The organism is Ruegeria sp. AG7 (assembly GCF_056541545.1).
Map to the genome: position 1 here is coordinate 553,102 of NZ_JBQFYP010000001.1, position 18,454 is coordinate 571,555.

Sequence of the window (18,454 nt, forward strand, 5' to 3'; positions counted from 1 at the left end):
CGACCAAATGACCAATCGCATTGCCTTTCAGGGGGAACCCGGCGCCTACAGTCACGAGGCTTGCCGCAACGCTCGGCCAGATATGGAAGCCCTGCCCTGCCGCACTTTCGAGGATGTGATCGAATCGGTCCGCTCGGGTGCTGCGGATCTGGCAATGCTTCCGGTCGAGAACACGACCTATGGACGGGTGGCCGATATTCACCGGCTGTTACCTCACAGCGGGCTGCATATCATCGATGAGGCCTTTGTCCGTGTGCACATCAACCTTCTTGCCGTACCGGGTGCAAAACTGGAAGACATCACCGAGGCGCATTCGCATCTGGTACTGCTGCCGCAATGCGCGGGCTTTCTGAAGGAACACGGCATTCGCGGCCGCGTCAGCCCCGATAACGCCCGCGCCGCCCGCGAAGTGGCTGAGGAAGGCAATCCGCATTCAGCCGCGCTGGCCAGCGAGCTGGCCGCTGAGATCTATAACCTGAACGTTCTGGCCCGCCATATCGAGGATAATGACGACAACACGACCCGCTTTCTTGTCATGTCGCGCGAAACGGATTTGTCCCGCCGGGGCGATCATGGGATGATCACCAGCTTTGTGTTTCAGGTCCGCAACATCCCCGCCGCGCTTTACAAAGCGATGGGCGGGTTTGCCACCAATGGGATCAACATGACCAAGCTGGAAAGCTATATGGTCGACGGCTCCTTCACCGCGACGCAGTTTTACGCGGATATTGTCGGGCATCCCGAAGACCGCAACGTGCAGCTGGCCATGGACGAGCTTGAGCATTTCACGACCAATGTCGAGGTTCTGGGCGTCTATCCGGCAGCACATCCGCGCGGATAATCACGGTTCGCCATGGCATTCCTTTGAGCTTGTTTCGTTGTTGCCCATTTTTTCGAAGCTGTTTGCAATGCCGGTGGCCCCCCATGTCTCGTGCCGCTGCGCCTGGAATCGTCGCTCTCTAGCGGTTAATCCGGTAGACCTTTGACACAGACCCATCTTGTGTGCGGTACGTCCGGAAACCCATGGCTTCGTAATAGGCCAGACCTTCAGTATTGCCTGCGCCAATTGTTGCATCGATAGCAGGGAGACCGCGCGCAAGGGCCGCGTCCAGAGTGTGCGCGAAAAGTGCGCGCCCGATCCCAAGCAGGGCGGCTGATGGTCGGATATGGGTTCCAATCACGCCCCACCCCACTGACACGCCGTAGGGGTTGTTTTCGACCGCATCTTTCAGGGATTGGAACCCGAGCACGTGACCATTCGGGTCCGTGGCGATTGTACATCGTAATTGATCTGGATGGCGAATATAGTGCCTTAGGGCAAAATCGACATCGTGGGCTTTGCGCCGTTTGCCAGCCAGGACCAGATCGTGAAGGACGCCAGCGACCCCTTCGGCATCGGTTTCGGATGCGGGTTTGAAACTCAGGTGGTCCGATCCCTTCACACCTGCTGCGCGATCTTGTGTCTTACCCCCCATGCAGGTGCCTCTGCTCCAACTCGCGTGCGAATTCACTGAGACGCACCTGGAACTGTTTGCGAAACCTCGACTGTCCCAGCTTCATGGATTGCAACAGCAACCGTGCCGGCAGGGACTTGGCGGCCAGGGACATCTCGATGCTCAGGCGTGTCCGGCGCGGGGACAGGGCCAGAAAATCCACGGTCGTGAACCCGGTAATGCCCTTGCTGGCAGCGTCAAATCGCATTTGCGAAGGCCTGTCGAAATCTGTCATAACCACTGACATCTGACGCGGCTTTCCGCGCAGTTTGAACTCCGTATTCCACTCGGTTCCGGCAGTCACCGCTGCGCCACCGCCCAAACGGCGCACATCGATGCCGCGGCGCATTGCCATACGCTCGAACCGTTCGAAATCCGACACCATGTCGAATACCGATTGGATGGGGGCTTCGATATCTTCGCGCGCTGAAAACTGCATACTGACCTTTGCTGTCGTAATTACTGAGCCAATGTTTCCTCAGTCCAGAGTATCTGCAAGCCAGTTCTGAAGCAGAAAATGAGCGACTGCCCCCTTGCGCGCTGGCAATAGCCTAGGATGATCGCCTGCAAAGGCCTGCATCATTTCGGATTTGCTGACCCACATCGCCTCTTCTATTTCGACCGGATCGATCACGATGTCGCGTGACAGTGCCTCACCTGCACACCCAAACATCAATGAGGCCGGAAACGGCCAGGGCTGGCTGGACAGGTACGAAACCGCACCTACCGGCACGCCCGCCTCTTCCATCACTTCGCGGCGCACTGCTGCCTCAAGCGTTTCGCCGGGCTCAACAAATCCCGCCAGCAAGGAGAACATCCCGTCAGGCCAGCCCGGAGACCGGCCCATCAGCACGCTGTCACCATGCGTGATCAACATGATCACAACCGGATCGGTGCGCGGAAAGTGCTGCCCGCCACAGGACGGGCAACTGCGCTGCCATCCCCCTTGCGACACCTCGCTGGCGGCACCGCATCGTGCGCAATAGCGATGTGTTTCATGCCAGCCGATTATTGCCTTAGACGTGGCCGCCAGTTCCGCGTCGCGTGCCGACAGCCGTGTCATGATCCGGCGCAGTTCGGCAAACACGTGGCCTTGCGGTAAATCCGGGTGTTGTTGTTCGGACTTGTCCACGAAGGCGCCCAGACTGGTTAGATCCAGCCCCTCGGCTGCCCATGCGGAAATATCAACGGCAAACACGGGGGCGCTGTCAGCGCTCAGACCCAAAAACACCGGGGATTCAATGACGCCACCGGGACCACTGCTGATCAGCGGATGCGTCATCGGGATCATGGCAAGCTGGTCCAGCCCCTCACCCTGTACCAGCAGCTTTCCACGCCACAGCAAGACACAGCGGGCGGCCGGGTTGTGCATCGCCTCGGCCAGCTTGTTCGCATCTCCGCGATACTGCGCCGCCCGATCAAGGCCCGACCCCCCGAAGGTTACGTGCTCTGCGTTTTTCATTGGATTTCCTTTTGATCTTGCGCACAGGGCTGCCACGTCTCGGCCTGTGTTGCAATGGCTATTCAGGGACGGAAAATCCACCACCCTGCCGCTGAAAAGCCGCATGGTGGCCTCGGAAAAATCATCTAGAGTGAATTTTGATGGATTTAATCAATACCCACATTCAATAGCAGAATACTCAAAGTGAAGATCCCCTTCTCGACGCAGGTACAGCCCATTGGTGACAGTGGGAAAATTCGCATTCTGGCCACAACTGACCTGCATATGAACCTGACCGGTTTTGACTATTACACCGACACGCCAGACCAGACGATTGGATTGACGCGCACCGCCAGCCTGATCCACGCAGCCCGACAAGAGGCCAAGGACGCGCTGGTGCTGATGTTTGACAACGGGGATTCGTTGCAGGGAACCCCAATGGGCGATTGGGCCGCCAAAAGTGGCACTGCCCATCCGATGATGACGGCGTTCGAAGCCCTGGATTATGACGCGATCGGGCTGGGCAACCATGATCTCGGGTTCGGGCTGGCGACATTGGGCAACATCCTGACGCAAGCCCCCTGCCCAGTTATTTGCAGCAACCTGCATCGCACGCGCGGACCACTGCCCTGGCAGCGATACACCGTTCTGGACCGCACCGTGCTTTTGAACGGAGAAGACATTCCCGTTCGCATCGGCATCTTCTCGGTTCTTCCTCCGCAAACGGCCTGTTGGGAGGCGCATAATCTGGATGGCGGTATCGTCGTCGAGGATATCCTGCTTGCGGCTAAATCCCTGACGCAGACATTGCGCAACGAGTGTTGTGATATCATCGTGGCGCTTGCCCATTCCGGCCTTGGGGGCAGCGAGCCGGTAGCGGGGATGGAAAACGCCGTGATACCCTTGGCCGCGATCAAAGGCATCGATGCCATTGTGGCCGGGCACACCCACCTGACACTTCCAGGAGAGGGCCACGCCAATACCCCGATGGTCGATCACCTGACGGGGCTGGTACATGGAACGCCCGTTGTCATGCCGGGATCAGCGGGCTCTTACCTGGGGGTTATCGATTTGGCCGTGACCGCCGGGCCGGACGGCAAAGTGCGAATCCGGGATAGCCGCGTCGAACTGCGCCCGGTTATCAGCAACGGCACAGCCGTCGGGGAAGACCGTGAAATTGCGGGTCTGTGTGAGGTGGCGCATCCTATGACCCGTCAATCCGTTGCGGCACCGGTGGCACATATCCCGGATACATTGCACAGCTATTTCAGTTGCTGTGCGCCGGATCGCGGGCTGAACCTTGTAGCTGCGGCGCAAGCCGCCGCACTGCGCCCGCTTTTGCAGGGAACAGACCTGGCGGATCTGCCGATTCTGTCGGTTGTTTCGCCTGCCAAATCCGGCGGGCGCTCAGGCCCCCGCCATTATACCGAGGTACCCGCCGGAGAAATATGTTTGCGCCATGTCGCAGATCTGCATGTGTTTCCCAACGAGCTGCGCGCAATCCGGATCAGCGGTGCGCATCTGCTGGACTGGTTGGAGATGTCGGCCAGCGTATTCAACCAGTTAAAGCCCGGTTCCGAGCCCGAACTGATCAACCCTGAACGGGCCGGGTACAATTTCGACATCGTGTTTGGACTGTCTTATCAGATCGACCCTACTCAGCCGCCTCGATACGATGCGCAGGGGAAAATGATCCATCCAGACCACAGGCGGATCAGCGATCTGACATATGCAGGCCGCCCCGTACGACCGGAGCAGATGTTCGTTATGGCGCTGAACAATTACCGCGCCAGCGGAGGCGGGCATTTCCCGCATGCGACAACGTCTGAGTTCATCAGCCTGCCACCGCTGAGCATCAAGGACCTTGTGCGGGATTACCTGGCGCAGCACCTTCCGCCCGATCCGATCGTCACGCAGCCCTACCCGTTCTCGCTGATACCGCAGCGGGGCGTGACAACAATTCTTCGCACAGGTGCGGGCGCCCCGAAATATTTGGATGAGTTGCGCAGGTTCGATCCCGTGTTGCTGGGCTCGGATGGCAGGGGATTTGAACGCATCCGCCTGACGCTCTGACGGGTTGTCTTTTCCCGTTGCCTTCCCTATATCCGGACTCGAGAGGTTGGCGCGGGCGAGCGCCTCGCCAACCTGGTCAGGTCCGGAAGGAAGCAGCCACAACGAGCCCCGCTTGGGTCGATGTCCAACCTCTCACTTCGTGAACCACAGCCACAGGAGGGCTTTATGATTGTAGTGAAAACCCTTCGGGCAGACTGGTTCTGATTCACCGGAATCACCGGACTGCCTGAACACACGACCTGCGGATGCGCGCATGCCATCCGTTGGCATTGCTGTTTCTGAAAACAGGCAGATAAATGTCTTATACGCTTTCGGACCTGGGATGGTCCTCTTACTTTGCCGCGCAGCATGCGGTTTTTCCTTCTGACACGCCCTTTCGTATCGCATCGGTACATCGGGACCGTCTGATCGGGCTGAGCCCGGATGGTGATATCCCTTTGCTGACACCGGATAATCCGACCGGTTCATATGCCGTTGGGGATTGGGTCCTTGCCGACGCCGAAAACCGCGTGCGTCACATTCTGGACCGGCGCAGCCTGCTGCAACGCAGGGCTGCCGGTACAGGTGCCGCAACACAACTGATAGCAGCCAATGTCGATGTGTTGTTCATCGTCAGCTCGTGCAACGCCGATTTCAACCTGCCCCGGCTGGAACGTTATCTGGCGCTGGCACATCAGGCCGGATGTTATCCTGTCGTTGTCCTGACGAAAGCTGACCAGTCGGATGACCCCGGCAGTTTCTCGGGACAAGTGCAATCTCTGGACCCTTTTTTGTCGGTACTGGCGATCAATGCGCTGGACCCGGCAGATATCGAAAAGGTTCTGGCATGGTGCCCCAAAGGCCAGACCGGCGCGCTGGTCGGGTCGTCGGGCGTGGGTAAAACGACGCTCAGCAACGCCATGACGGATCAAAACCTCGCCACCTCTGGAATTCGCGAAGACGACGCACGGGGCAGGCACACGACAACGGTGCGCGCGTTGCACCGGATGGGTAACGGTGGCTGGCTGATTGACACGCCGGGAATGCGCGCATTGCGTTTGTTGGACGCTCAGGACGGGATCGACAACGTGTTCTCGGACATCACAGAGCTTGGCCAAAGCTGCCGCTTTTCGGATTGTCAGCACGAGACCGAGCCCGGCTGTGCCGTGCAGAACGCAATAGGCAAGGGCGTTCTTGATCCGGCGCGGCTGGACCGTTGGCGCAAGCTGCGGCGCGAAGATCAGCGAAACTCGGAAACCGTTGCGCAATCGCGGGCGCGGGACAAGGCGTTCGGCAAGATGGTCCGCGGTGTCATGCAGGACAAGAAGCTTCGCAAACGGCCATAGCTGCAAGGTGTTATGGAAAACCTGCGTCGCGTCTGATCAGGCGATCAGGCGCGGCCAGACCGCTGCATTGCGCCGGGCAAATGCGCCTATGTGACCAATCTCCGGCAGCCCAAATTCGGCAGGCTTCAGAAGGTGGCGTCTGGCCCCGGGGCCATACAGATCGGCAAGGCGCCAAACCGCCTCGGGCGGAACCATCTGGTCGTCTTCGAACGTGAACAGATCCACAGCTGTTCCAGAACTGCCCCAATGCGCATCAGGCAAATTCTGCCCGATCTCGGGAACGTAGCTAAGAGGAGCTGTGCACCATTTGCGCCATTGCCAGTAGACCGAGGCGGGCAGGTCCGAGCCAAACCCGATTGCTTTGCCAGGCAGATAGCCAAGCGCCCGCACCATCAGCGGTGCATGGCCATACCAGAACAGCCCCGCCAGCCCCCGATAGGGCCATGGGTGATCATTCAAAGTCACCAGCCCCGAACACACACAGATCATACGGTCAATCTGGTTGATATCCGGCTGCACCGGCCCCAGCATCGCACCGACCGAATGGCCGATGGTCCAGTGCTGCGCCTTTGGAAACCGCCTGCGCATCTCGGCCCGTGCCGCCGGCATATCGATCAATGCCCAATCCGCCATTGTAGCACGCGCGTCTTTCAGGCGGCCGACCAACGAAAGCCCGTAGTCCCGATAGTCATAGGTCAGGCAAGCCACCCCCCGCTTGGTAGCCAGCCATCGCGCAAAATGGCGATAATAGTCACGCGGCACACCTGTAGCACTGTTCAGCACAACAACGGTTTCCGGCTCACCCACAGGCCGGTACAACCGCGCCGACAAGGTCACGGACCCTGACGGAAAGCTGAAATCTTCGATCAACACCGTCTGTTCCGTATCCAACATGATCCCCGGCTTTCACTGAAACAATCGGTTTGCCTGCCTTCAATGCCGACGACACTAGGCCGGAACATAATCCGCATCCAGCATGACCAAACGTCCGGCCTAAAGATCGGCTTGACTCGGAACGCGATCAGACGCTAGCGGTTGTGTGATGGTTTCCGGCCCCTACAAGAGGTCGGGATGAAAAGGGAACACGGTGCGGTTTGTCTGGTCACACAGACATCAACCAAGTCCGCGACTGCCCCCGCAACTGTAAGCGGTAAGCAATGCCGAAATACCACTGGCCTATGGGCTGGGAAGGTCGGCAGAGCAATGACCCGCAAGTCAGGAGACCTGCCATCGGAACTGAAACCGAAACTCGGGCGGGGTGTCCGGGCAGGTCCTGACGGCGAAATGCTGTCCCACCTGCCCCAATATTCCAGCCCACCACGCGCGGAGGGCGCAGGATGATCTGGAAGACAAAATCACACGAATACAGCGCAACGGTGTGCCAGCGGACAGGGAAAACCTGCCCGGCTTTGGCGCGACTGGCCCGCTCGATTTCGGAAGCCATGGCGCAGGCGGTTTCGGCCACCAGCGAGGATTTCGAATTTGAAGGCAGCAGCGCGCTGTCACATTGCGCAGAAGGGTGCATGGCAACGATCAGAGCGCGATCCGACAGCGTTCGCATTTTCTGTGGAACACACCCTGACACGGCAACTCGGGATCTGGATGCCTATGCTGATTTGATCTTTGGACCTACATTCAGCACGCTGCCCTCGGGCACCATCGCGAACCTGCCTTGCGCCATGATCGAGGTTTCAACGATCCGCCCCCAAAAAACCGGCTACGCGCCACAGCAGCTTTCAGCTTGATCCCACTTCCACCTGTGCCGGGGTGATCCGGGACGCCCAGGCCAGCTGCGCATCGGTTTCGACAGCGCAGGGGCGCACGGCCCGCAAGCGGTCCAGTGCGTCGCTGGCGCGTTCACCGCATTCAACCATCAGTCGCAGAACAATCATCCCGGACCTGCCGCACCCCCCACGGCAGTGTACAAGGACCCGGCCACCGCCCGACAGTGCGTGTCGGGCCGTGGCGCTGACCTCTGGCCAGGCCTTCCGAACCGCTTGCGTCGGTGCTCCAAAATCTTCGATCGGCAGGTGAACCCACCGGCTGGCCCGGCTTTGGATGTCACTGCCAAAATGCTGCGCGCCATCCTGAAGCATTTCGACATCCGTCGTCATTGAAATCACAAGGCCCGGTTTCCACGCCGCAATCGTATCCAGATCGGTGGCGTAATCCCCGCCACGCCCTGGCATTGAAGTAAGGGCAAGCGTTCCGCCTCCGACCTGCAGAGCAAAAATGACCAGCTGCGACATGAAGTGCGTCCTCCCCCAAGGTACTCTTTACAAAATGAGTCATTAAATCCGCTGGTCCAGTTTAGTTGGAAACCAGTCCGTTTCTGAAACAAAAAATCATCTCGCCCCACAGTGGACGCGGACTGCCGCCGCCACTACGCTGTGCCGAAGCACCGAATCCGAGCGAGTAGACATGACAGACACGCCCAGCCCCGCCTATCAGGTTCTCGCCCGCAAATACCGCCCGGAAACCTTTGCCGACTTGGTGGGTCAGGACGCCATGGTGCGCACCCTGAAAAACGCTTTTGAGGCCGACCGGATTGCGCAGGCCTTTGTCATGACCGGCATTCGCGGAACGGGTAAAACCACCACGGCACGGATCATCGCCAAGGGCATGAACTGCATCGGACCGGATGGAACCGGAGGGCCGACAACAGAGCCTTGCGGTCAGTGCGAGCATTGCATCGCGATCATGGAAGGCCGCCATGTCGATGTGATGGAAATGGATGCCGCCAGCCGTACCGGCGTCAACGATATCCGCGAGATCATCGACAGTGTCCGCTATCGCGCAGCCAGCGCGCGCTACAAGATCTACATCATCGACGAGGTTCACATGCTCTCGACCAGCGCATTCAACGCGCTGCTCAAGACGCTCGAGGAACCGCCCGCACATGTGAAGTTCATCTTCGCGACCACCGAGATTCGCAAAGTGCCGGTCACGGTTCTGTCGCGGTGTCAGCGCTTTGACCTGCGCCGGATTGAGCCCGAAGACATGATCGGTCTGCTGCGCAAGATCGCCGGGGCCGAGGGCGCGCAGATTGCCGACGACGCACTGGCGCTGATCACCCGCGCTGCAGAAGGGTCGGCCCGCGACGCGACCTCATTGCTCGATCAGGCAATCTCGCACGGGGCCGGTGAGACGACGGCAGATCAGGTCCGTGCGATGCTGGGTCTGGCGGATCGAGGTCGTGTTCTGGACCTGATGGACATGATCCTGCGCGGTGACGCGGCAGGGGCGCTCACTGAACTGAGCGGGCAATATGCGGAAGGCGCAGACCCTCTGGCTGTGCTGCGCGATCTGGCCGAAATCACGCATTGGGTGTCCGTCGTAAAGATCACACCCGACGCGGCCGAAGACCCGACGGTTTCCCCCGACGAACGCACACGGGGCCAGCACATGGCCGAGGCTTTGCCGATGCGGGTTCTGACCCGGATGTGGCAGATGCTGCTGAAGGCGCTGGAGGAAGTCTCTGCGGCGCCCAACGCGATGATGGCCGCCGAAATGGCCGTTATCCGACTGACACATGTCGCCGATTTGCCCAGCCCCGAAGAACTGATCAAACGGCTGCAAGACAGCCCGCCTCCGCCCCCCGGCGGGCCGGGCGGGGGCATGTCAATGTCCCGGCAGGCCCCGGTGGCAACGCAATCCAACGCGACCCCGCCGCCTGCCTATACATCGCCCCCGCGCGGCGCGGGTGGCGCACCGGTTGCCGCGCTGGCGCAGGATGCCCAGACGGCCCTGGCCCGCTATCCAACCTTCGGGCATGTGGTGGAACTGATCCGCACAAACCGCGATGTGAAACTGCTTGTCGAGGTGGAAAGCGGCATGCGCCTTGTGTCGTACCAGCCCGGCCGGATCGAATTCACCCCGACGCCTCAGGCACCGTCGGATCTGGCGTCGCGATTGGGCTCTGCCCTGCAACGCTGGACTGGCAATCGTTGGGCCGTCTCCATTGTCTCGGACGGGGATGCGGCGACCATCGCGGAAGTGCGGGACCGGGCCGAACTGGCCCTGAAAGCCGAGGCCGAAGAGCACCCGCTGGTTCAGGCCGTTCTGACGCAATTCCCCAAGGCAAAGATCATTCGGATCGAAACACCTGAACAGCGCGCCGCCAAGGTTGAGACCGAGGCCCTTCCCGAAGTCGAAGATGAATGGGACCCCTTCGAAGAGGATTAGCCCCCAGGCCCGTGGGTCCAAGTTTCAGGAAACCTGACATACTCACGCCCTTCCACGTTGCAACTGAGGGAGGGAATGCGGGCGCATAAATTATCGGCCGGCGACGCTCTGATCTGGACAGGCGGGAGACCTCTTGTGCCGCCTGCCTGCGGTCCGTATTTAGAACCAAACAGAAACACAGGAGACGACTGATGCTGAAAGGACTCGGCGGGCTTGGCGGACTGGGCGACATGGCCAAGATGATGAAATCCGCACAAGACCTGCAAACCAAGATGACCGAAATGCAGGAAGAGCTGAACAACATGATGGTTGTCGGCGAATCCGGTGCGGGGCTGGTCAAGGCAACGGCCACAGCCAAGGGTGAACTCAAAGGGCTGGACATCGATCCGTCGATCTTCAACGGCGACGACAAGGAAGTGGTCGAAGACCTGATCCTGGCCGCCATCAAGGACGCTCAGGCCAAAGCCGCCGAACGTTCACAGGAAGAAATGGGCAAGCTGACCGAAAGCATGGGCCTGCCGAAGGACATCAAGCTACCGTTCTGAGCTTCATCTTTTCCCAAATACTCCCGCCGGAGGCTCTCTCCGGTACAAAGCAGGGCAGGCCATGGGCACGAACAGCGAAATCGACAATCTGATCGACCTAATGGCCAAACTGCCGGGGCTTGGCCCGCGCTCGGCCCGCCGTGCGGTGCTGCATCTGATCCGCAAACGCGCTCTGCTTCTGACGCCCCTGTCAGACGCCATGCAGCAAGTGGCCATCACCGCTCGCGAATGCCTGAATTGCGGCAACGTGGGCACCACGGATATCTGTGACATCTGCAATAGCGAGGCCCGAGCGACCGGCGAACTCTGCGTGGTCGAGGACGTCGCCGACCTCTGGGCGATGGAGCGGTCAGGGGTCTTCAAAGGCCGCTATCACGTGCTGGGTGGCACGCTGTCCGCACTGGACGGCATCGGTCCGGACGAGCTGCGCATTCCCCGCCTCAGGGATCGGGTTCTGGCCGAAGGGATCACCGAAGTGATCCTTGCCCTGAACGCCACTGTCGACGGTCAGACCACCGCCCATTACATCGCGGACCAGCTGGAAGGTCAGGTGCGCCTGACCTCACTTGCGCAAGGCGTGCCCATCGGCGGAGAGTTGGATTATCTGGATGATGGGACGATTACGGCGGCGCTCAGGGCGCGCAAGGAAATGTAGCCTAACGAAGGATGATATACCAGCTGCACGAGTCTGTCACCTGGCTGTCATTTGTAAGCTTATTCAGGGTTAACTGCTTCAAAAAAGTTTAACTTTGCGGGAATACCAACGCCCTCCGGATTCTCGAATACCCTGAATTTTTCCATAACGGCTTCTTGTATTGCCGCGACATCCGCATCCGTTCCACAATACTTTTTTAGAATTCGCGCTGCTGGTCCTATGTTGGAAGCCAAATCAGAAACTTTCTTGAGCGGTCCTTGATGTTTTAGTGTGATCGCCGAAACCTCTCCTTTCACATTTCTGAACCCTGCTTTTTTCAACACATCGACAACGTAGTCGATATCCTGAAAACCCAGAGGTCCCGGTGCGTTGGGATCAGCAGGATCAGGTGGCCCCAAACGTGAAACTGCCGCTTTGCATGGAGCATCGAACCAAGGGTTTATTGCCATTGGAGCCCAAGCCGCTGCAATCAAACGCCCCTGTGCCCGCATGTGTTTTCGTATATTGGCAAACGCAGCGTTCGGATCGGAAAAGAACATGACGCCAAAGCGCGAAATCACAAGATCGAATGGCGCGCTTGGGATCGCACCTTGTTGCGCGTCCATCAAAAAATACCTTGATTTTACGGGAAGCTTACCAGCTTTCTCTTGAGCGTGCTCCAACAGCGGTTTGGAAATATCCAACGCCGTCAGTGTTCCATTTGGGGTCAGCTTTTTCGCAAAAGCACGGCTCGTGGCACCGGTTCCGCAACCAACATCAAGTACATCCGCATCATGGATATCACCCGCTCGCCGGATGAGTTCTTGGTCCACCGCTTCAAAAACAGCGTCCAGTTCTTCTTCGAACCTGATCCACTGAAGTCCCGGAGCTGAACTCCAGTAATCCGCCTGCGCTTTGTTGGCAGTCATAGCGTTTCTCACATTCTTGAACGCAATCACTGTAGCATAGTTGCCGCTCAAAACTGTCGTACTTTGAAACTGCTGAAGCATCTGGACCAGGTTTCAGAGAATACTGTTTGCCTGAAACAGAGTTACAGTTAGATACAGCCAACCACATTTTTTAGATGGGAGTGCTTAACTTGACCCGCCTTCTCGCCTTTACCTTCGCCGCCTTCACCGCAACCGCTGCCCTGTCGCAGGAACTGGTCGACAAGGGCTTTGTCGAAGGCTGGAACATCATGATGGACCCCGCGCTTGGGAACGGGTGTCTGATCCAGACGGTCTATCAGGACCTCTCGGTCGTGCGGCTGGGCTATGACGCATTGGATAATCGCGGGTACTTCGCCGTTTACAACAAGGCCTGGGGCAATATTGAACAGGGTAAAAGCTATCCCATCCGGTTCGAACTGGACGGCAAGAGCTTTGATGCCACCGCTATCGGGTTCAATGAACGCAAAGTGCCCGGTGCGACGGTTTTTTTCACCGACCGGAATTTCGTCACCGCGATTGCCCAGAACAAGACGATGACGGTTTACAATCCCGCAGGCGAGGTGGTGATGGCGATTGATCTGAAAGGCACCGCCAAGGCGCTGGACTATGCGCGGGACTGCCAGAACAAAAAACTTTAACGAATCGGATCGAACAGCGCGTCCTTGGCGGTGCAGTCGCGGATCACATCGCGGCCGCATGGCACCGGATCAAGATCGCGCGACAGGCAGAGACGAACCTCTTCGATGTAGCCCTGTTTGCAGGTGACCGTGATCATATCGCGCTCAAACCCCGGATTGGCCTTCAAAAACGCATCCTCAACCACCGAAGCCGGCAGTTTGACGGATGCGTCCAGTTTGCGGAAGAGCTGCGGGCGTTCGACCGCATCATAGGCACGCCGGGACAGGGCGAAATAGTCGGGCGCAGATAACCCCGAACAGGTGCCGTGTTTCTTCCACTGATGCCATGCAAGGCCAGCACTACCCTGAATATCTTCCATTTCCCGCGTCACGCGGCGCGATGGCGGCGCCTCGGGTGAGGGGCAGAAGGATGGCCATCCCTGATGAAATTGCGGCCAGAGCCCGTGCAGTATCCATCCGTGGTCGTGTCGGTCGTCGCATTGGTCTGACCCGCGCGCGTCCCCTTCCCGGGCGCACCAATTGGGCGACCAGCTAAGCGACAAGACGTAATAGTCGAACTCACCCGCTTTTTCACCATCGGCCAGCGCTGCCATCGCGCTGAAAACCCACAATACGACCCAGCGCATTCGCCTCTTCCCTTCTTGCTGCGTGGCGACTATATACGGGCCAAGTTCCCCGACAACGGAAACCTGCCCCAAGACCAAGGGGCCGCCGAATTCCGGCGACGGGAAAGATGTATGTATAGGAGACGGGCTGATGGCAAAACCGCTTATGGCCAAGGCAACCGCCGTATGGCTGGTGGACAACACCACGATCAGCTTCAAGCAGATCGCGGATTTCGTAGGGATGCACGAACTGGAAGTGCAGGGCATCGCCGATGGTGATGTGGCCGCAGGCGTAAAGGGCTTTGACCCAATCGCAAACAACCAGCTGACCCAGGATGAGATCGACGCCGCGCAGAACAACCACCTGCACAAGCTGAAGCTCAAGTTCAACCCGGCGGCATCCGGCGAAGAAAAGCGCCGTGGCCCGCGTTATACCCCGCTGTCCAAGCGTCAGGACCGTCCGAACTCGATCCTGTGGCTGGTCAAGTTCCACCCCGAACTCAGCGACGGCCAGATCGCCAAGCTGGTCGGCACCACCAAGCCGACCATCCAGTCGATCCGCGAGCGCACGCACTGGAACATCTCGAACATGCAGCCGATCGACCCGGTTGCGCTGGGCCTGTGCAAACAGTCCGAACTGGATGCGATCGTGCAGAAGGCCGCTGCCAAGAAAGCGGCCGAAGGCGGCGTGATGAGCGATGACGAGCGTCGCAAACTGGTTTCGACCGAGCAGTCGCTGGAAATGGACGCTGCGCCGAAAATCCCGACCGCGATCGAAGGTCTGGAAACCTTCTCGCTGTCCGATGATCGCTCGGATGACAAAGACGACGAGCCTATCATCGACGCCGACAGTTTCTTCAACCTGCCCAAAGGCGGGGCGGATGATGAAGACGAGGATGATCCTCGTCTATAACAGGCAATCAGCCCCGGTCGGAACGGCTGGGGCTTTTTTGACGGACTTGTCATGCTGAGCATTCTTTCCGCGATTTTCGGTCCGCACCGCGCCGTAACGATCTATGCCTTTCTCAGGACATGGGGGCTGGGTCTGGCGGGTGGTGTTGTCATGATCGCCATCGTCACCACCTTGTTTCTGCTGGGGGACGAAGGCGAACATGAGCACGAGGCTTTCCTGATCGTACCGGTTCTGTCCGCAACGCCGGTGAACGGGGACCTGAAGAACGGCGTCGTAGCCTCGGTTCGCCTGCCCGATGGATCGGCCACGTCGATCACGTCGACCGAATCGCAGATTTCAAAAACCGTAGGAACGACGGCCTGCGTGGAAAAACGCATCTACGTGAAAAGCGGTGAAGCCCGGTATCGGTTCAAACTGCCCCGTCTCTGCGAGTCCGGTTGATCAAGATTTCAGACCAAACAAAGCCGCCGATGCTGACGCCGGGCGGCTTTTTCGTTCATACCACCTGAAAGATGATGCCTGCGATTATTGCGCCCCCCACACCAAGGCTCAGGTAGGTGACAAACACGCATGGTTTGACCAATGACCAGACTGCGGCCATCGCCGGAATGGAACTGACGGCACCCGCAACCATGAACGACATCGCAGCCCCTGCGGTCATGCCCTGATCGATCAGACCTGCCAGCAGCGGCGGCGCGACGTAAGAGTTCAGATAGGCTGGCATCCCCACCAGTGCGGCAACGATGATCGGCAGCACGCCTTCTCCACCAACGACGCCAGCGATCAGGTCCGCAGGCACATAGTTGACCAAAAGCGCCTCGAGCACATAGGCCAGTGCCAGCCACTTCAGCAGGAACAGCCCGTTGTGTACGAATTCCGAACGGAACCGAACCCGGCGTTCGGGCTCTTGCCAGAACTTCCAGACCGGCTTGTCATCCGCTTTCGGACCACATCCGCAGCACCCTGCAGGCTTGTATTCGCGCAAGGGCTGAGCAAATGCCCCCTGCCGCATCAGCCACCGAACCGCGAACCCGCCGAACAGGCCAAGCGCAACGGCGGCAACCGCCTTGCCGATCGCAAAGGGCCACCCCAGTGCAGCAGCCGTAATCAAAAGCGTCGGTGGGTCGATCAATGGCGAGCTGAGCCAGAACGCCATCACGGCCGACAGGGGCGCTCCGAGTGCAAGCAGGCCCGCAATAAAGGGAATGACTTCGCAAGAACAAAATGGTGCGAGTCCGCCGAACAGGGCGGCCAGAAAGATCATCCGGGTCTCGCGCCCTTCAAAGGCGCGCGCCACCATCACCTCGGCCCCTGTCGCCTTGAGATATGACAACAGAAGCACGGCAAACAGGATGTATTGTCCAGTATGCGCCAAAGCCCTGACTGCAAAACTCACAACCTCACGCAGGTTGCCGGGGTCGAGAACGGCCACCACCACAAGAATGACGACGATCAATGCCCAGGGCGTCTTGATTATCTCAAGCGCACCTTTAGCGGTCAGTCGGGGGGATTGCGTCAATTCAGCCATCGTTGGCCGCCTTTCCAAACGCGTCAGCGCAGCATTCACTGAGAATGAACTGCGCCAGCGTCTTCAATTCATCATAACAGGCCCGGTTGATCGTGGTGCGACCGATCTTTTCCTGCTCAACCACACCTCCGGCTGCAAGAAACCGCAGGTGGTGCGCCAAAGTCGACGGGGCAATCCCCGTCCGGTTCTGGATTTCGCCAACGGTCAGACCGGCCTCACCAGCCCGCACCAGTGTCTTAAGGACTTTCAGCCGGGCTTCCGAGCCCATGGCGGAAAATCCGGCAGCAGCAGTTTCCCACATGAGTCGCCTCCATTAAACTAGATTTCTAGTTTTTTAGTTTTATAATAAATCCTGGTCAACCCACCTTGGGAAAATTTTCCATGGCACTGTAAGTCCAGATTGCCCCTGCCTTAAGTCCAACCTATAAGCAGGCATGGGGATATCGGTCGAAACATTCTTTCTTGAGCTCAACGGTCAGGGCACGTTGCAGGCCCAAATCCAGCAGATGATTGCCGAGGGCATTCTGTCCGGTCGCTTTCACGTGGGGGAAAAACTGCCATCCTCGCGAAAGCTGGCCGCACATCTGGGTGTCAGCCGCATCACGGTGACGCTGGCCTATACCGAGTTGCTGGCCAATGATTATCTGACGGCAAAGGGCCGGTCAGGATATTACGTCTCGCAAAACGCGCCGGTTCCGCCCAAATACTCGCCCGTGCAGCGCGGCACGGAATCTGTCGACTGGGACAGGGCACTGGCGCGCCGCTTTCTGGACAGCGACGTCCTGCCGAAACCCAGCAACTGGCGCGAATACCGCTATCCGTTCATCTACGGTCAGGCCGACCGGACCCTGTTTGATCACGCCAACTGGAGATTGTGTGCGGTTCGCGCATTGGGGCATAAGGACTTCGATTCGCTGACAGGGGATTACGTGGATCAGGATGATCCGTTGTTGATCGAGTTCATCGCGCGCCACACCCTGCCGCGCCGTGGTATCGTTGCCCGCCCCGAAGAGATCTTGATCACCCTGGGCGCGCAGAACGCGCTTTGGCTGGCCTCTCGCATTTTGCTGACCCACAATCGCACGGCCGTAATCGAAGATCCCTGCTACTACGCGCTGCGAAGCCTTTTGAACCACTGGGACTGCGCTGTGACGCCCCTGAGCGTCGATCGCGACGGCTTGCCACCGGAGGCGATCCCCGACGAAGCGGATGTCATCTTTACCACCCCCAGCCATCAAAGCCCGACAACCGCGACGATGCCGGTCGACCGCCGCAACAAGCTACTGGATCGGGCACGCGATCTGGATGCAATGGTTGTCGAGGACGACTATGAATTCGAGATGGCCTTTCGCAGCGCACCTTCGCCTGCACTCAAGTCCATGGATCGGGATGGGCGCGTGATTTACGTGGGCAGTTTTTCCAAATCGCTGTTCCCGGGATTGCGGCTTGGATATATGGTCGGGTCCGAACCTTTCATCCGCGAAGCACGTGCGCTTCGCTCGTTGGTCCTGCGCCACCCTCCGGGTCATATTCAGCGCACGGCAGCGTATTTTCTGTCATTGGGCCATTACGACGCGCAGATCCGACGTATGTCGAAAGCCCTGCAAGAGCGGCGCGATGCGATGGACAAAGCCATCGAGGAAAGCGGGCTGACAGTGGCCGGGCGGGGTGTAATGGGCGGCTCATCAATGTGGATGTCGGCCCCTGAGCACGTCAACACAACGCAGCTTGCGCTCCGACTACAGAACCAGGGCGTTCATATCGAGCCGGGTGCTCCGTTTTTCTCGGGGCCCGACAGGCCGCAGAACTTCTACCGCCTCGGGTACTCTTCTATTTCGACCAACCGCATAGGCCCCGGCGTCGAACTTATCGCGGAAGCCATCCGGGCTGCCTGAGGTCGCACTGGACATATTCCGCAGACGCGTCTGGCCCTAACGCAGGTCGCACCCTTACGCCAAAACCATATCAACCCCCGGGCCCCGGTGCCCGGTTTCCTCACTCTTGCTTGGAGAGCACCCCTATGAAGATGACGACGGAAGAGGCCTTTGTTAAGGTTTTGCAGATGCATGGTATTGAGCATGCGTTTGGGATCATTGGCTCGGCGATGATGCCGATTTCGGACCT

Annotated in this window: 20 protein-coding genes, 1 other RNA gene and 1 riboswitch; of the genes, 12 read left to right on the top strand and 9 right to left on the bottom strand. The window is 58.9% G+C overall.

Annotated elements, in window-relative coordinates; all coding sequences use genetic code 11:
• The first annotated feature begins 7 nt into the window (after window positions 1-7).
• Window positions 8-841, top strand: a complete 834-nt coding sequence (locus tag ACR0BF_RS02880) for a prephenate dehydratase (RefSeq protein ID WP_480495966.1) — start codon at window positions 8-10, stop codon at window positions 839-841.
• A 118-nt stretch (window positions 842-959) separates the two neighbouring features.
• On the opposite strand, the gene ACR0BF_RS02885 is transcribed toward ACR0BF_RS02880, so the two are convergent.
• From ACR0BF_RS02885 to nudC, 3 genes are read right to left on the bottom strand one after another with little or no spacing between them, the layout of a single operon-like run.
• A complete protein-coding gene (locus ACR0BF_RS02885) occupies window positions 960-1,475 on the bottom strand; it encodes an N-acetyltransferase family protein (RefSeq protein WP_480624219.1) in 516 nt (171 codons plus the stop codon).
• Window positions 1,465-1,932, bottom strand: coding sequence for an SRPBCC family protein (locus ACR0BF_RS02890; protein WP_480474091.1), 468 nt, complete (start codon window positions 1,930-1,932; stop codon window positions 1,465-1,467). The genes ACR0BF_RS02885 and ACR0BF_RS02890 overlap by 11 nt, the downstream gene beginning before the upstream one ends.
• 39 nt (window positions 1,933-1,971) lie before the next feature.
• Window positions 1,972-2,955, bottom strand: a complete 984-nt coding sequence (gene nudC, locus ACR0BF_RS02895; protein ID WP_480624220.1) for an NAD(+) diphosphatase — start codon at window positions 2,953-2,955, stop codon at window positions 1,972-1,974.
• A gap of 183 nt (window positions 2,956-3,138) precedes the next feature.
• Here nudC and ACR0BF_RS02900 point away from each other — a divergent pair, with 183 nt between their 5' ends.
• From ACR0BF_RS02900 to rsgA, 3 genes are all read left to right on the top strand, one after another.
• Complete coding sequence (locus tag ACR0BF_RS02900) at window positions 3,139-5,007, top strand: bifunctional 2',3'-cyclic-nucleotide 2'-phosphodiesterase/3'-nucleotidase (protein ID WP_480624221.1); 1,869 nt, start codon at window positions 3,139-3,141, stop codon at window positions 5,005-5,007.
• A gap of 39 nt (window positions 5,008-5,046) precedes the next feature.
• Window positions 5,047-5,145, top strand: an RNA gene (gene ffs, locus ACR0BF_RS02905) — signal recognition particle sRNA small type.
• A 158-nt stretch (window positions 5,146-5,303) separates the two neighbouring features.
• Window positions 5,304-6,332 carry a ribosome small subunit-dependent GTPase A gene (rsgA, locus tag ACR0BF_RS02910; RefSeq protein ID WP_480520944.1) on the top strand — a complete coding sequence of 343 codons (1,029 nt, stop codon included), beginning with the start codon at window positions 5,304-5,306 and terminating at the stop codon, window positions 6,330-6,332.
• Between the two features lie 36 nt (window positions 6,333-6,368).
• On the opposite strand, the gene ACR0BF_RS02915 is transcribed toward rsgA, so the two are convergent.
• Window positions 6,369-7,226: an alpha/beta hydrolase family protein gene (locus ACR0BF_RS02915; protein ID WP_480624222.1), complete on the bottom strand. Its 858-nt coding sequence runs from the start codon at window positions 7,224-7,226 to the stop codon at window positions 6,369-6,371.
• Between the two features lie 133 nt (window positions 7,227-7,359).
• A riboswitch (cobalamin riboswitch) is annotated at window positions 7,360-7,578 on the top strand.
• Between the two features lie 91 nt (window positions 7,579-7,669).
• Between ACR0BF_RS02915 and ACR0BF_RS02920 the strand changes: the two genes are divergently transcribed.
• Window positions 7,670-8,077 (top strand): hypothetical protein, encoded by a 408-nt coding sequence (locus ACR0BF_RS02920; RefSeq protein WP_480624223.1) that lies wholly within the window; start codon window positions 7,670-7,672, stop codon window positions 8,075-8,077.
• On the opposite strand, the gene ACR0BF_RS02925 is transcribed toward ACR0BF_RS02920, so the two are convergent.
• Window positions 8,069-8,581: a protein-tyrosine phosphatase family protein gene (locus ACR0BF_RS02925; RefSeq protein WP_480474097.1), complete on the bottom strand. Its 513-nt coding sequence runs from the start codon at window positions 8,579-8,581 to the stop codon at window positions 8,069-8,071. The two genes, ACR0BF_RS02920 and ACR0BF_RS02925, sit on opposite strands and share 9 nt — an antisense overlap.
• 172 nt (window positions 8,582-8,753) lie before the next feature.
• On the opposite strand from ACR0BF_RS02925, the gene ACR0BF_RS02930 reads away from it, so the two are divergent.
• The 3 genes from ACR0BF_RS02930 (at window position 8,754) to recR (ending at window position 11,717) form a co-directional block, all read left to right on the top strand.
• On the top strand, window positions 8,754-10,517 hold the full coding sequence (locus ACR0BF_RS02930) for a DNA polymerase III subunit gamma/tau (RefSeq protein ID WP_480624224.1): 1,764 nt from the start codon (window positions 8,754-8,756) through the stop codon (window positions 10,515-10,517).
• 191 nt (window positions 10,518-10,708) lie between these two features.
• Complete coding sequence (locus ACR0BF_RS02935) at window positions 10,709-11,062, top strand: YbaB/EbfC family nucleoid-associated protein (RefSeq protein WP_209507712.1); 354 nt, start codon at window positions 10,709-10,711, stop codon at window positions 11,060-11,062.
• 61 nt (window positions 11,063-11,123) lie between these two features.
• On the top strand, window positions 11,124-11,717 hold the full coding sequence (gene recR / locus ACR0BF_RS02940; protein ID WP_480624225.1) for a recombination mediator RecR: 594 nt from the start codon (window positions 11,124-11,126) through the stop codon (window positions 11,715-11,717).
• Window positions 11,718-11,776: 59 nt separating this feature from the next.
• Here the strand turns inward: recR and ACR0BF_RS02945 are convergent, their stop codons facing one another.
• The gene (locus tag ACR0BF_RS02945; RefSeq protein WP_480520953.1) at window positions 11,777-12,625 is read right to left on the bottom strand and encodes a class I SAM-dependent methyltransferase; all 849 of its coding nucleotides are present in this window, start codon (window positions 12,623-12,625) and stop codon (window positions 11,777-11,779) included.
• Between the two features lie 161 nt (window positions 12,626-12,786).
• Between ACR0BF_RS02945 and ACR0BF_RS02950 the strand changes: the two genes are divergently transcribed.
• Window positions 12,787-13,284 (top strand): hypothetical protein, encoded by a 498-nt coding sequence (locus ACR0BF_RS02950; RefSeq protein WP_480607119.1) that lies wholly within the window; start codon window positions 12,787-12,789, stop codon window positions 13,282-13,284.
• Here ACR0BF_RS02950 and ACR0BF_RS02955 read toward each other — a convergent pair.
• Window positions 13,281-13,910, bottom strand: coding sequence for a ribonuclease T2 family protein (locus ACR0BF_RS02955; protein ID WP_480624226.1), 630 nt, complete (start codon window positions 13,908-13,910; stop codon window positions 13,281-13,283). The two genes, ACR0BF_RS02950 and ACR0BF_RS02955, sit on opposite strands and share 4 nt — an antisense overlap.
• A 130-nt stretch (window positions 13,911-14,040) precedes the next feature.
• Between ACR0BF_RS02955 and ACR0BF_RS02960 the strand changes: the two genes are divergently transcribed.
• Both ACR0BF_RS02960 and ACR0BF_RS02965 read left to right on the top strand, forming a co-directional pair.
• A complete protein-coding gene (locus ACR0BF_RS02960; RefSeq protein ID WP_480474102.1) occupies window positions 14,041-14,802 on the top strand; it encodes a DUF1013 domain-containing protein in 762 nt (253 codons plus the stop codon).
• Between the two features lie 51 nt (window positions 14,803-14,853).
• Window positions 14,854-15,243 carry a hypothetical protein gene (locus ACR0BF_RS02965; protein ID WP_480474103.1) on the top strand — a complete coding sequence of 130 codons (390 nt, stop codon included), beginning with the start codon at window positions 14,854-14,856 and terminating at the stop codon, window positions 15,241-15,243.
• 55 nt (window positions 15,244-15,298) lie between these two features.
• On the opposite strand, the gene ACR0BF_RS02970 is transcribed toward ACR0BF_RS02965, so the two are convergent.
• Together ACR0BF_RS02970 and ACR0BF_RS02975 are read right to left on the bottom strand one after the other, a co-directional pair.
• Window positions 15,299-16,330: a permease gene (locus ACR0BF_RS02970; protein ID WP_480624227.1), complete on the bottom strand. Its 1,032-nt coding sequence runs from the start codon at window positions 16,328-16,330 to the stop codon at window positions 15,299-15,301.
• On the bottom strand, window positions 16,323-16,631 hold the full coding sequence (locus ACR0BF_RS02975) for an ArsR/SmtB family transcription factor (protein WP_480624228.1): 309 nt from the start codon (window positions 16,629-16,631) through the stop codon (window positions 16,323-16,325). The genes ACR0BF_RS02970 and ACR0BF_RS02975 overlap by 8 nt, the downstream gene beginning before the upstream one ends.
• A 133-nt stretch (window positions 16,632-16,764) precedes the next feature.
• Between ACR0BF_RS02975 and pdxR the strand changes: the two genes are divergently transcribed.
• The gene (gene pdxR / locus ACR0BF_RS02980) at window positions 16,765-18,225 is read left to right on the top strand and encodes a MocR-like pyridoxine biosynthesis transcription factor PdxR (RefSeq protein ID WP_480624229.1); all 1,461 of its coding nucleotides are present in this window, start codon (window positions 16,765-16,767) and stop codon (window positions 18,223-18,225) included.
• Window positions 18,226-18,454: the final 229 nt, after the last annotated feature.